This is a genomic window from Marinococcus halophilus (assembly GCF_900166605.1).
In the GTDB taxonomy this organism is placed as follows: domain Bacteria; phylum Bacillota; class Bacilli; order Bacillales; family Marinococcaceae; genus Marinococcus; species Marinococcus halophilus.
The window spans coordinates 1,405,342-1,418,339 of the sequence record NZ_FVZD01000006.1 but is presented as its reverse complement, the minus strand read 5'-3'; the positions used below and the strand labels follow the sequence as shown (position 1 = coordinate 1,418,339).

The window sequence follows — 12,998 nt, the reverse complement described above, 5'->3', positions numbered from 1 at the left end:
CGAATCAATTAAGTACCTCTGCAAGCACGAAGCTTATTGTGCTCATAAGCAGCAGCGCCGCCAGTATTCTAAACCATACCGCTTCAGCTTTGTTTATGCTTTCTTTTGCCCCGCCGTTGTAATTCCATATAAGAAATAGATTAACTGTTAATAGTAAAGGAAAAGACATAGCGGTGTTTCCCAGGTAGCTCTGTCCCGTGAAAGCCATAATGTTTACAATAAAAATCCAAATAAAAATCAGCCCGTTCAACAGAAATATCAGCATCGTACGTATTCGATTGCGGACCGCTTCCATGTTCTCCTCTCCTTTAAACTCCTAAAATATTACAAATGCAGTGTAGCAGAAATTTTCTTTTATGTCCTCCGCTCCTGCATAAAAAAACCCGCCGGCAGTTTTCTGCCAGTCGGGTTGATTGGTTTGTTTCGTTATACTTTTTGGTAGGCAACGCGGGAGGCGGCTTCCACAACTTCCTTCAGCCCGGCTTCGATGATTTCCTCTGCCTGGTCCGGGCTGGCGTTATGGCCTTCGATGACCACTTCATCCACAATATCCATGCCGTACAGGCCGCCAAAAATGTTCTGCATGTATGCAAGCGCCATGTCCATGCCAGCCATTTCCGGAGCGGAATATACCCCGCCGCGGGCGTTCAGAAAGATTACTTTTTTCTCCGGCATGAGCGGCACGAGTGCGCCTTCCGGGCTGTATTTAAACGTGTAGCCGGCTTCGGCGATGTAGTCAATAAAGGTCTGCAGCTTGGCCGGAATCGTCAGGTTCCACAGCGGAAAGGCAAATACGACCAGATCCGCCGCGCTGAACGCGTCTTTGGCTTTCTGCTTCGCAGCAAGCACCCGGCGGTCCATCTCGGTTGGCTCTCCGTCTGTCGCAAGACGGCCAAAGGCGTCAAAGAAATCCTGGCCAAAATACGGCGTATCCTCTTCAAATACGTCGTACGTCTGGACGTTCAATGCGCCCGCGTCCTGAACATTTTCCAGAAACGTTTCGTACATTTTCGTAGAAATGCCATCCGGGCGGTTGTTTGCTTTTACTAGTAATACGTTCACAGCTATCCCTCTTTTTCTTAAATGATTAATTTTTCTCTGCTCTTATTATTTTAGCTGCTCTGACACTAAAAACAAGTACGCACATAAAAGTGGTATAGTTCCCTTGAGGGTACCAATGGCGGCTCCCAAAGAGTGTAAGCAAAACAGTTCGTTTTCCCAGGGAGTCGTGGTAGTATGTACATACTGTGATGCAAGTAAGCAAACGTCTACATACCTGCTTTATAAAATCATACTAAGGAGTGAGGCCATTGAAAAAAGAACCCGAATTCTGTAAGTTCCAGGAGGCGCTCGGCATCCTCGTCGGCAAATGGAAGCCTGTCATTCTTGTGCATCTATTAAATGACGGTACGCAGCGCTTCAGCGTATTAAAACGCAAAATGCCGGGCATCACCCAGCGCATGCTCACCAAGCAGCTGCGCGAGCTCGAGGATGAAGACATCATCCAGCGCGTCATTTATCCGGAGATCCCGCCCAAGGTGGAATATTCCATCACCGAATACGGCCGGAGCCTGGAGCCGATTCTCGAGGCGATGCACGAGTGGGGAAGCTCCCACGTTGCACGCAAGCAGGCAGAGAATTCCGAAGCCCGGGAAGAAAAGCTGTCCTAAGTAAAATAAGCACCCATTACCCGGGTTAACGGGAAATGGGTGCTTTTCATCTGTCTTTATTAATTGGCGTTCAAGCCGCCGGTCGCGCTGTATACGTGGCCGGTTACATAGCTTGCTTGATCGGAGGCGAGAAACACGTAAATACCGGAAAGCTCCACCGGTTGGCCGGCACGCTGAAGCGGTGTTTCGGGCGTTTCTTCCCCGAATTTCGGGATGTTTTCGCCCGGCTGGCCGCCGGAAATCTGCAGCGGAGACCAGAACGGTCCCGGAGCTACCGAGTTTACGCGGATGCCCTGGGAGGCCACCTGTTTGGATAATGCTTTCGTAAATCCGATAATGGTGCTTTTCGTAGCAGCATAATCCAGAAGCATCGGCGACGGATCGTAGCCTTCAATGGAAGTTGTCGTAATGATCGATCCGCCCTCCGGCATATGCGGCAGTGCTTCCTGGGTCATCCAGTACATAGAGAACACATTCGTTTCGAACGTGGAAACGATCTGTTCGGTCGTGAGGTCGGCAATGTCTTTCACGGCCTGCTGCTTACCGGCGACTAGCGCCAGAATGTCCAGTCCGCCAAGTTCATCGACTGCGGACTGCACGAGTTCGCGGGAAAATTTTTCGCTCCGAAGATCTCCCGGCAAAAGCACTGCTTTACGCCCGGCCCGTTCAATCATTTCCTTTACGTCCTGGGCGTCCGGCTCTTCATCCGGCAGATAGTTAATCGCCACGTCTGCTCCTTCGCGGGCATACGCAATAGCTGCGGCCCGGCCGATCCCGGAATCGCCGCCGGTAACGAGCGCTTTTCGTCCTTTTAATTGGCCGGTGCCTTCATAACTGCTTTCACCGCAGTCCGGCTGCGGGTCCATATATTTCTGCACTCCAGGCGGGTCCTGGTACTGCTTCGGATAGTCGTCATGGTAATACTGCTTGCGTGGATCCTGTGTCATGCTGAAAGTCTCCTTTTTTTACATAACTTATTTACATGTATTTTCATTTCCTTTTCCTCAAAAATTGAAACATCCAACAGTATTTTCATATAAAAAATTACTGGACCGCCTGCCACACTGCCTTCCATAAACGAGATTTTATGGTACGCTTAATCCATTAATCGTGGTAGCGGAGGTGGCGGCTGTGGAAGTTTGCGCATGGAGAAATGAATTGTCGGTCAAAGGTAAAAACGGAATTGCTTTTTTAATGGCCGCGGTGCTGGTCTGGGGGTTAATCACGCTTGTTTTTCTGCTTTCATTGGATCTTTATACCAAAAACATATTTATGCTCTGTTCTTCGGGACTGATGCTGCCGCTCGCAATACTTTTTTCCCGCCTGCTCCGGGCAGAATGAAAATTTGACAACAATCCGATCGGCAGCCTCGGCCTCAGCCTGAACCTTGCGCAGTTAGCCTACTTCCCGCTCATCTTTTGGGCTATCGCCGTCAGCCCGAGCGATGCTGTACTGGTTTTTGCGGTTATTACCGGCGCCCACTTTTTCCCGTACGGCTGGTTTTACAACGGCCTTCCCTATTACGTGATGGCACCGGCCGCCGCTACCGCCGTGACTATTGTTGCCGCCGTACAGAATGACAGCAGCCGGTGGCTCGTGCCCGCCGCAATGGTTGTACTGCTGCTCGCGTTAATTTTCTGGCTGGTACAGGATTACCGGCGCAAGGCCGCTTCGTATACGTAAAAGAAGTCGTGGCGCTTTCTAATATAAAAGAATAACTTCATGAAAAAAGGAATTTTAATAACGGGAGTAGAAATCAGCAACACACGTATATCACCCACATAGAGAAGGATATTTACTAATCGGCAGAGGGAGTGCGTATACTATGAATAGCGTGGAAATCGATCTGGTGGTTCCAGACAGCCTGCAGGCCCTGGAAGTGTATAAAAAAATATTTGAGATTAAAACGGTGGAAGCTTCAGACTTTCCCCGGGGCGAAAATGAAGTTATTTTCACCCTGTACGGGGTTCCTTTCCATCTGTTGGATGAAAATCCGGCCTTCCACTTAATTGCCCCTACCCCGCACGACCCGAAAACGCTGTGGTTTAACATCACCGTTCCAAACATTGAAGAAACCTATGCTAAAGCCATCGATACCGGATGCAGTGAAGTCCAGGCAGTCACGAATCTCCCTGAGCACGGCGTGTCGAATGCTGTTTTTATGGATCCCTTCGGCTATGTCTGGATGCTGCACCAGGTATATGAAGAGGTGAGCCATGAAGAACGCAAGCGGCTCTGGGAGGAAAAACGGGCGAATTAACAGCCAACTCCATAGCTTTTACAATAGAATCCCTGGGGAAAAATCAGAAAAACCGCGTCTTTTTTAGACACGGTTTTTTCTATGTATTGTAAGCATATTAATTTTTCAGCGGCACAATAAAATAAATATGTTATAAGTTTCCGGCTATGAAAAAGCGCCGGCTAATCGTTTAGCCGTGCGCTTAATATTCTTTCTTACCGTTTTCTTACACTCCCGAATAGGCGGAAAACCCGCCATCGATCGGCACAACAATGCCGTTAACAAAGCTGGATGATTTTTCGTCCACGAGCCACAGCAGGGTGCCCACCAGCTCCTCTGGTTCCCCGAAGCGCTCCTGCGGGGTCTGGGAAAGTATTTTTTCCGCTCTCGCACTCAGTACCCCCTCTTCCGAAAACATCAGCTCCCGGTTCTGGTCCGTCAGGAAAAAGCCCGGTGCTATTGCGTTCACCCGCACCCCTGACTTGGAAAAGTAAACGGCGAGCCACTGGGTAAAATTGCTGACGGCTGCCTTGGCCCCGCTGTAGGCAGGAATTTTCGTCAGCGGGCGGTAGGCGTTCATTGAGGAAATGTTAATAATCGAGCCCGGACGGTCATGCACCATGTCCCGGGTGAATACCTGCGAAGGAATCAATGCTCCGAGAAAGTTCAGGGAAAACAGCTGATCCACCGCGGCAGGGTCCAGATCAAAAAAGGTACCTCCGCTGGCCGGCATTTCCGGGTCAAAGTACTCCTGGCCGGTCGTTGCATTCGGATTGTTGCCGCCGGCGCCGTTTACAAGAATGTCGCACGGCCCGAACCGGCTCTTTACGTCCTCATAGATGGCTTCCATCGCCGGCTTATCCGTCACGTCGCCGCTGTAGCCCGCAGCCTCGCCTCCGCTTTCTCTGATCCGCCCGGCCACCTGGTCCACTTTTTCTTTATTGCGGGCGATGATCGCCACTTTCGCACCGTTAGCGGCCAGTGCCTCTGCCATCACAGAGCCAAGCACCCCGCTTCCGCCTGTGATGACGACTGTTTTATCATGCAGTGGGATTTGAAATGGTGTCTGCATCATCGAACTCCTTTCTCCACGTTTTTCTTTAAATTGAAAAATATCTTTTCGCATTGTAGTAACAGATATTTTCAACGTACGCACTCAACAACTTCAAGTCATGCGGCGCTTTTCCTTGTTCCACCCATGTGCCTATCAGGTTGCACAGAATGCGCCGGAAATACTCGTGCCGCGAAAACGACAGAAAGCTTCTTGAATCGGTCAGCATGCCGATGAAATTGCTGATCAGGCCAATGTTGGCCAAAGACGTCATCTGGCTTTCCATCCCGTCAATGTGGTCATTGAACCACCAGGCGGTGCCTACCTGCGCCTTTCCAGGAACTTCACTGTTCTGGAAGCTGCCGGCAATCGCCGCAAGCGTATTGTTATTGTTGGCATTTACGCTGTAGAGCACCGTTTTTGGAAGCGCATTTCTGCTTTCAAGATCGTCGAGAAAAGCAGCGAGCGGACGCGCTGGCAGCTGGTCGTGGATGGCGTCAAATCCTGTGTCCCCGCCAAGCTTCTGAAACATCACCGTATTGACGTTGCGGAGCGGATGCAGGTGCAGCTGCATCACCCACTCCTTTGCCGCATACCGCTCAGCCAGGTGCAGCAGCGTAAACGTTTTGTATTGGGCTGCTTCCTCTGCCGTAACCGTCTCCCCGTTCATCCGTTTCTGGAAAACGGCCGCAGCTTCTGCTTCACTCGCTGGTTCATATACCATTTCCGTCAGGCCATGGTCGGAGCTGCGGGTGCCAAGCGCATCAAAGGCCTCAATTCTCTCATCCAGAGCATCTAAAAACTCCCCGTAGGAGGAAACCTTTTTGCCTGTGAGGCCTGCGAGCTGTTCCACCCAGGCTGGGAAGCTGTCTTTTTCCAGATGCAGCGCCTGGTCGGGGCGGTAGGAAGGCGACACGTCAAACGGCAGATTGCTCTGCCTCAGCTGCTCGTGGATCGTTAACGCGTCTGCCGGATCGTCGGTCGTTCCCAGAAATACAACGTTGTCCCTTTGGAGCAGCGACTGGGTGGAAAATTCCGGGGACTGCAGCTTTTCCCGGGTTTCGTTCCAGATTTCTTCTGCCGTCTCTTTGTTTAACAGCGTATTGATGCCAAAATACGACGACAGCTCCAGGTGGGTCCAATGATACAGCGGATTCCCAATCGTGTTCGGCACCGTTTCCGCCCAGGCCAGAAACTTTTCGTAATCGCTTTTTTCCCCTGTAATGTATTCTTCCGAAATCCCGTTTGCCCGCATGGCTCTCCATTTATAATGGTCTCCGCTCAGCCAGATTTCAGACAGGTTGTCGAAATTTTTGTCGTTTAAAATTTCGCCGGGCGGCAGATGGTTATGATAATCGATGAGCGGCAGGTGCTTGGCATAATCATGGTACAGCGTGCGCGCTACCGGGGATTGAAGCAAAAAGTCCTTGTGAATAAACGCAGTCATATGATCATCTCCTAATTAATTTGTTTACTATGCAAACTATTAAATTTATACTTTTAACACAGCAGCATCCACATTACTAACATACGCAGGACGAATGGAAAGAGGGATTTTCCTTGCATAAAGGTGACTGGAACTATATACGAAATTTAAACCGGAGGCTGATTCTCGAAGAAATCGTGAAAAACGCTTCTCTCTCCCGGAGCGAACTCGCGAGAATTACCGGCTTAAACAAAGCGACTATTTCCACACAGATTAATGACCTGCTGGAGCAGGGACTCGTCATAGAAACGAGAACCGAGGCGCTGGATACTCCCGGCCGAAAGCCGATCATTATTGAAATGAACGAACGCGCCGGCTTCACGGTCGGCATTGACATTGACGAGCTCAGCACGAATATTGTTTTTTGCGACCTGAAGGGCCGCCGGCTTCATCAAAAGCAGCTGCATCTGGATACGTCCCATTTTGAAAGCATGCTTGAAGCATTGATTCAGCAGCTGCGGGCAGAAATTGAGGTGTTCCAAAACGTTTCGTCTGCCCCGCCGCTCGCCGGCATCGGCATCGGTGTCCACGGGATCGTGGACAACGACAGCCAGATTGTTTACACCCCAAAACAGCAATGGGTGGACGTGGACGTCAAGACCCGCCTGGAAGCAGCCTTTGAAGCGCCCGTGCACGTGGACAACAGCGCCAATCTGGCCGTATATGCCGAGCACGTTTACGCAGAGCACGTGCCCGATCTGTTCTGCCTGACACTCTATTCCGGCATCGGGCTTGGCATGGTCAAGGATGCAGTTATTTACCGCGGGCACCAGGGCTTTGCCGGTGAAATCGGCCATATGATCATCGAGCCTAACGGCAAGCCCTGTCCGTGTGGCAACCATGGCTGCTGGGAGCTGTATGCATCAAATAAAGCGTTCTTAAAGCTGCTTCATGACCACGGGAGCGAGTTTCATACCAAGGAGCAGATTCGAAAACATTTGGCATCCGCCGGGGCCGCCCAGGTGGTGGACGAATACATTTTCTATTTATCGATCGGCGTAAACAATGTCATCAATATTTTCAACCCGGAGCGCGTCATTATTAACAGCCCGCTGTTTGCCTCCAAGCCGGAGCTTTTGGACAAAGTCCGGCACTCCCTGCGCTCCAAGTTTAACAACTACCAGGAACTGAAATTATCGAGCCTGAACGAGGACGCCTGCGCACTCGGGGCCGCAGCGCTTGCGTTCAAAAAATTTCTCGGCGTTCACCAGGTGGACCACTCTGCTTCCTTCGAACTCTAGCAGAAAGCACGAAGCTACATCAGGTCAAACAGCTGCGGCAGGAACAGGCTGAGCTGCGGAATAAAGGTGATGGCGAGCACCATGACAACCAGGATGATGAAATACGGCACCAGTGTCTTGATGACGCTTTCGAGCCGTGCGTCGGCTACGCTTGTCCCGACAAACAGCACGCTTCCAACCGGAGGGGTGATATTGCCGATACAAAGGTTAAACGCAATAATGATGCCAAAATGCACTGGATCGATGCCGAGCTCGGTGACCACCGGAAAGAAGATTGGCGTGAAAATCAGCACGGCCGGCGTAATATCCATAAATGTCCCCATTAGCAGCAGGATCAGGTTAATCAAAAGCAGAATCACAATCGTGTTTGCGCTAATCGAAAGAAGCGCGTTACTGATGCCTGCCGGAATTTCGGTATAGCTCATCACGAGAGAAAACAGTGAAGATGCTGTAATCAAAAGCAGGATCATGCCCGTGATTTCGACGGTTTCCTTGAAAATATTTTTAAATTCCTCTTTTTTCAGCTGTCTGTAGATCAGGGACAGCAGCAGCGCATAAATGACGGCAACCGCTGCGCCTTCCGTGGCGGTAAAAATGCCGGCAACAATTCCGCCGATAACGATGATGATCAGCAGTAAACTCGGGATCGCATCAAAGACAATAAACAGCTTGTCCTTCCAGCTGACCTTTTCCGACACCGGATACTTGTGTTTTCTGGCATACACGTAAGCCACGGCCATCACCGACAGGCCCCATAAAATGCCTGGAATGTATCCGGCCATAAACAGCGCTGCGATCGACGTGCCTCCGCTGACTAAAGAATACACAATCAGCATCGAGCTTGGCGGAATCAACAGCCCTGCCGGCGCCGACGCGATATTTGTTGCGGCTGAATAGCTCAGAGAGTATTTTTGTCTCATTTCCATCGGCGTCATGATTTTACCCATGGCGGCAGCCGCAGCAACACTGGATCCCGAAATTGAACCAAACAGCATGTTTCCGACCACGTTCGTATGTGCAAGTGAGCCCGGCAGCCGGCCGACGATAATTTTAGCCAGGTTGATGAGCCTAAAAGCAATGCCGCCGTTATTCATAATAATGCCGGCAAGCACAAACAATGGAATTGCCAGGATCGTGAAGTTGTCGACGCCTGTGGCGAGCCGCTGGGCGGTTATGATGATGCTTACATCAAACGGAATTACCAGCGAAATCGTGATCATTGCGCTCAGCAGAATAGCTAGGGCAATCGGTACCCCGAACACGAGCAGCACCCCGAGCGATGCGAATAATAAAATCCCTGCTGTGACTGTCATCCTTTTTCCCCCTCCCCGGTATGGCCGCTCTGGCTGCTGCCCCGAAGCATATCAAGCAGTGCATACAGCACGATACATACACCCGACACGGGCACGGCGCTGTAGACAAACAGCATGGACATTCCCGTTGCCGGAGCCGTTTCACTGTATGTATACGTCAAAAGCATAATACCGCCGATAATCATCGGTACGATCCCTAAAAATATCCATAATACGTTAATGACAAGCTCAATCAGGCGCTGGGCGCGCGCCCGGAACTTTTCCACCAGAAACACGATGGCAATGTGCTTTTTCTGCCCGAACACATAAGCTGCCGTAAGCAGCGTGAACCAGATGAGCATAAAGCGGATAATTTCTTCGCTTGTGGTACTCGGTGCGTCCAGCACATAGCGCGTAAATACCTGCCAGATCGAAAGAGCTGCCATGCAGGTGATTAAAATCGCGTTTACAATCAACAGCACGCGGTCGAGAGCCGTTTTTGCCTTTTGCATACTACTCGGCCTCCTTTATGGTTTGATAAATCTCGGAGGTATCCGGATCATTTCTGAACTCTTCGTGCAGCGGCTGGACCTCATCAATGAACGACTGCTTGTCCACTTCATGAAACTCGACGTTCATTTCCTCGCTGGCTGTAGCCCTGGCTTCCTCTACTGTCTGGTTCCAAAGGTCTTCATGGTAGCTGGTTGATTCTTTCGCCGCTTCTTCAATGACCTGCTGCTCGCTGGCCGAGAGATTTTCCATCACCTTATTGTTGGCAATGAGCATATCCGGAACAATCGCGTGCTCGGTGTAGAAGTAGTTTTTCGCCACTTCACCGTGGTTGCTGTTTGTAAGCGCGGTGGCGTTGTTTTCGGCTGCGTCAATAACACCTGACTGAAGCGCGGTGTATACTTCCCCGTAGCTCATCGGCGTCGGCGTCCCGCCCATCGCTTCAATCATCTGGACGCTTGTCTGGCTCGGCTGCACTCTCGTTTTCAGCCCGCTCATATCCTCGCTTGTTTCGATCATTCTGCTTTTCGTATAAACGTTACGGACGCCGGCATCGTAATACGTCAGTCCGCGGAAGCCTTTATTTGCGGATTCCATATAGATGTCGTCAGTCACATCCTCATTGTTCATGACACGTTTGAAGCTCTCCTGACTTTCAAACAAATACGGCAGACTGAAGACGGAATACGCCGGTTCAAAGCTTTCGAGAGCACTCGCACTTACTTTACTGAAATCAACGGCCCCCGCCTGGGTGCCTTCAATGACTTCCCGCTCGCTTCCAAGCTCACCATTCGGGTAAATTTTAGTACTCATAGATCCGTTTGATTTTTCTTCCACCAGTTCGGCAAACCGTTCAAGCGACTGGTGTACCGGGTGGTCCGTCGGCTGGTTGTGCGCAAGCGTGAAGTTCTTTTCTTCTTCCCCGCTTGCACTCTGGCAGCCCGTTAACACTATCAGGGCTAGCATGGTGACGAGGCTTATCCATTTTTTCACAGTGGTTCCCTCCTTTAATTAGCTTTCAGCAGTGCCATTTACCAGTGAAACGAGGCACCCGGTTCTCCGTTGATCAGAATCTCTCTGGTTTCATCCTGAGGCAGATGGAAGTGCATTGCCGCGAAACCATTACTGTATGCCCCTTCACGGCCGGCTTCAATATGAACACTGCTTTCATCCGCTCTCATGGAGCATGTAATCGAAAGTGCTTCATTGCTGTACCGCTTGTCGTTGTCGTCGTAATACGTAAACGAGGTCTGCTCGCCGTTTTGGCCCGGGTATACGTACATATCGATCCGGCCGTCGGCTTTGTTCTCCATTGGAAGCAGGCTGCCGCCTTTTACCATCACCGGCGTATACTTAAGCGGTGCCGGCACCGTGACCGTCTGTCCTCCCTCATACCACTTCCCGGTATGCATGTCATACCATCCGTGTGGGTGAGCAGGCAGATATACCATACGCTCGCGTTCTCCCGGACGTACGATCGTACAGACGAGCAGCTCTTCGCCGAGCATAAATTCATCGTTTTCGGCGTGCGTTGCCGGGTCATCGCCAAAGTCAAAAAAGGTCGGCTTAATGACAGGCTCGTACGCAGCCGAAGACTTTTGCAGCAGCGAGAAAATATAGCCCGACAGCTTCTGGTGCCAATGAATGGAGGCGGAAACCTTATCGACAATTTCCGGGTACATCCACGGCTCGTTGACCGTCTGGTCGTCATTCCAGGAATGAATCGTAAACCGCGGATAGTAAATGTTGCTCTGGATCCAGCGAAGAAGCAGCTCCGGCTCCGGGGCATTGCCGGAAAAGCCGCCCGTGTCATGCCCGAAATTGTATATGCCGGAAAGGCTTAAGCCAATCGCCATTTTAATGTTGTACTGAAGCGTTTCCCAGTTGGAGTAGTTGTCCCCGGTCCATGTTTGGGCGTATCTGCTGAGACCGACACTGCCTGCCCGGCTGATCAGGTATGGCCGTTTTTCTTCATCGAATTCGAGCTGTGCTTCCAGGGAGCTCTTTGTCATTAGCATCGGGAAAACCGCCCGGTAATCCTGAAACTTCCCGCCCTCGCCGAACAGATGAACCTCGGCCTCTGGGTCCCAGATTTCAAATTCGTTGTTGTCGTTCCAGGTGGCGTCGATGCCATTGGCCAGCAGTTCTTTCTTTACATTTTCCTTCCACCATGAAATGGTCTGCTCGTTCGTGAAATCAAGATACACGCCCATGTCATCCCAGAACTGCTGCAGAAGTGGACGGCCGTGTTTGTCGAGAATAATGTAGTCGTTATCGAGCACTTCTTCGTGCTTCGGGTGATCAATCAAAAGGCTCGGCTTGATATTGGCGATGATTCTAATGCCGTTTTTATGAAAATCTTCAGTAAATTTTACCGGGTCGGGAAATTTTTCGTAGTTCCAGTTGAACACGTATCGTTTATGATTGATGGACGTGTATCCTGAAGACAGATGGAACGACTCGCACGGGATATCGTATTTTTTCGTATCCTCGACAAAATTCATCAGCCGCTCCTGGGATTTTTCTTCATCGGTATAGGTCATCGTCGATCCCGAATAGCCGATGCTCCATTTTGGCATCAGTGCCGGGCGACCGGTCATCCACGAAAACCGGCGGGTCACGTCGGCCGTCTCCGGGCCGAGAATAAAATAAAAATCCAGAAAGTCCGATTTGGACTCAAAGTACTTATATTTTCCGTGGTAGTTGTCTTTTTCGCGCCCCATGTCGAAAGCGCATTCATTATAGTCATCGTAATAAACTCCGTACGCGGCTCCGTTTTCCGGAGAATAGGTAATATAGTACGGAATATGCTTATACAACGGGTCGGTCTTTTCGGCATCGTAGCCCATTGCGTCAATGTTAAGCATGCGGTAGCGTTCGCCGTATTTATTAACGTTCCCTGTTTTTTCCCCAAGCCCGTAGTAGCGGTCCGTATCATTTCGTTTTAAGTAATGGGCCGTGGGCGCTGTTTCGGCAATCTGGAAGGCATACGCCTGGGTATTTCGGTCTTCAGCTATTAATACCTCACGGCCGCTTGTCTTATCGAACCAGCTGCAGTGAAGCTTGGCTTTGTTTATCTTCAGCTTGAGCGGGTCGGTTTCAATAACAAATTCTTCCGGCGTTTCCGATGTTTCATAAGACGGAAGTGAAAAATATGCCGTAATGGCGCTGCGGTCGAGTCCTTCAAACGGCATGTCCGTGTCTCCCGGCGCTACCGCCCATGTATGTATGTCCACCTCCGGGCGCTCTTTCGTTAATGTAACGCGGAATAATTTCTCTTCTAATACGTAGACGCAAAAATACATCCCCTGGACATCTGATTCAAATACCAGCACGTTGCTGTCGTGTGCAGACAAATAAAATTGATCTTTCGTTGTTAACATACACTCACCCTCTTTGGATTGATCACTCGCCTCGTAATTAATTTGTAGTCTAAACAAATTAATTATTGGTTTTATGATAAGGCTTTCCTGAATGTTACGCAACCCCGGAGGTACTTAATAAGGACC

The 12,998-nt window shown here is 50.4% G+C and carries 12 protein-coding genes and 1 pseudogene; 4 read left to right on the top strand and 9 right to left on the bottom strand.

Annotated elements, in window-relative coordinates; genetic code table 11:
- Positions 1 to 4 precede the first annotated feature (4 nt).
- On the bottom strand, positions 5 to 295 hold the full coding sequence (locus B5066_RS13210; RefSeq protein ID WP_079476367.1) for a hypothetical protein: 291 nt from the start codon (positions 293 to 295) through the stop codon (positions 5 to 7).
- 131 nt (positions 296 to 426) lie between these two features.
- Positions 427 to 1,062 (bottom strand): FMN-dependent NADH-azoreductase, encoded by a 636-nt coding sequence (locus B5066_RS13205; protein ID WP_079476366.1) that lies wholly within the window; start codon positions 1,060 to 1,062, stop codon positions 427 to 429.
- Positions 1,063 to 1,310: 248 nt separating this feature from the next.
- Here B5066_RS13205 and B5066_RS13200 point away from each other — a divergent pair, with 248 nt between their 5' ends.
- On the top strand, positions 1,311 to 1,670 hold the full coding sequence (locus B5066_RS13200; RefSeq protein WP_079476365.1) for a winged helix-turn-helix transcriptional regulator: 360 nt from the start codon (positions 1,311 to 1,313) through the stop codon (positions 1,668 to 1,670).
- A 59-nt stretch (positions 1,671 to 1,729) separates the two neighbouring features.
- Here the strand turns inward: B5066_RS13200 and B5066_RS13195 are convergent, their stop codons facing one another.
- Positions 1,730 to 2,617: an SDR family oxidoreductase gene (locus B5066_RS13195; RefSeq protein WP_079476364.1), complete on the bottom strand. Its 888-nt coding sequence runs from the start codon at positions 2,615 to 2,617 to the stop codon at positions 1,730 to 1,732.
- Between the two features lie 163 nt (positions 2,618 to 2,780).
- Between B5066_RS13195 and B5066_RS17100 the strand changes: the two are divergent.
- Positions 2,781 to 3,353: pseudogene (locus B5066_RS17100) on the top strand (DUF7010 family protein).
- 142 nt (positions 3,354 to 3,495) lie between these two features.
- Entirely contained in the window at positions 3,496 to 3,930 is a 435-nt protein-coding gene (locus tag B5066_RS13185) for a VOC family protein (protein WP_079476362.1), read from the top strand.
- 205 nt (positions 3,931 to 4,135) lie between these two features.
- Here the strand turns inward: B5066_RS13185 and B5066_RS13180 are convergent, their stop codons facing one another.
- Together B5066_RS13180 and uxaC are read right to left on the bottom strand one after the other, a co-directional pair.
- Entirely contained in the window at positions 4,136 to 4,981 is an 846-nt protein-coding gene (locus B5066_RS13180; RefSeq protein ID WP_079476361.1) for an SDR family oxidoreductase, read from the bottom strand.
- A gap of 28 nt (positions 4,982 to 5,009) precedes the next feature.
- Positions 5,010 to 6,407 (bottom strand): glucuronate isomerase, encoded by a 1,398-nt coding sequence (gene uxaC / locus B5066_RS13175; RefSeq protein ID WP_079476360.1) that lies wholly within the window; start codon positions 6,405 to 6,407, stop codon positions 5,010 to 5,012.
- Between the two features lie 113 nt (positions 6,408 to 6,520).
- Between uxaC and B5066_RS13170 the strand changes: the two genes are divergently transcribed.
- Positions 6,521 to 7,687 carry an ROK family transcriptional regulator gene (locus B5066_RS13170; protein WP_079476359.1) on the top strand — a complete coding sequence of 389 codons (1,167 nt, stop codon included), beginning with the start codon at positions 6,521 to 6,523 and terminating at the stop codon, positions 7,685 to 7,687.
- Between the two features lie 14 nt (positions 7,688 to 7,701).
- On the opposite strand, the gene B5066_RS13165 is transcribed toward B5066_RS13170, so the two are convergent.
- Genes B5066_RS13165 through B5066_RS13150 form a run of 4 tightly spaced genes read right to left on the bottom strand, consistent with a single transcriptional unit; the run spans position 7,702 to position 12,872 of the window.
- Positions 7,702 to 9,000: a TRAP transporter large permease gene (locus tag B5066_RS13165; protein WP_079476358.1), complete on the bottom strand. Its 1,299-nt coding sequence runs from the start codon at positions 8,998 to 9,000 to the stop codon at positions 7,702 to 7,704.
- Positions 8,997 to 9,491 carry a TRAP transporter small permease gene (locus B5066_RS13160; protein WP_079476357.1) on the bottom strand — a complete coding sequence of 165 codons (495 nt, stop codon included), beginning with the start codon at positions 9,489 to 9,491 and terminating at the stop codon, positions 8,997 to 8,999. The genes B5066_RS13165 and B5066_RS13160 overlap by 4 nt, the downstream gene beginning before the upstream one ends.
- A gap of 1 nt (position 9,492) precedes the next feature.
- The gene (locus B5066_RS13155) at positions 9,493 to 10,482 is read right to left on the bottom strand and encodes a TRAP transporter substrate-binding protein (RefSeq protein ID WP_244897371.1); all 990 of its coding nucleotides are present in this window, start codon (positions 10,480 to 10,482) and stop codon (positions 9,493 to 9,495) included.
- A 38-nt stretch (positions 10,483 to 10,520) separates the two neighbouring features.
- Positions 10,521 to 12,872 (bottom strand): glycoside hydrolase family 31 protein, encoded by a 2,352-nt coding sequence (locus tag B5066_RS13150; protein WP_079476356.1) that lies wholly within the window; start codon positions 12,870 to 12,872, stop codon positions 10,521 to 10,523.
- Positions 12,873 to 12,998 lie beyond the last annotated feature (126 nt).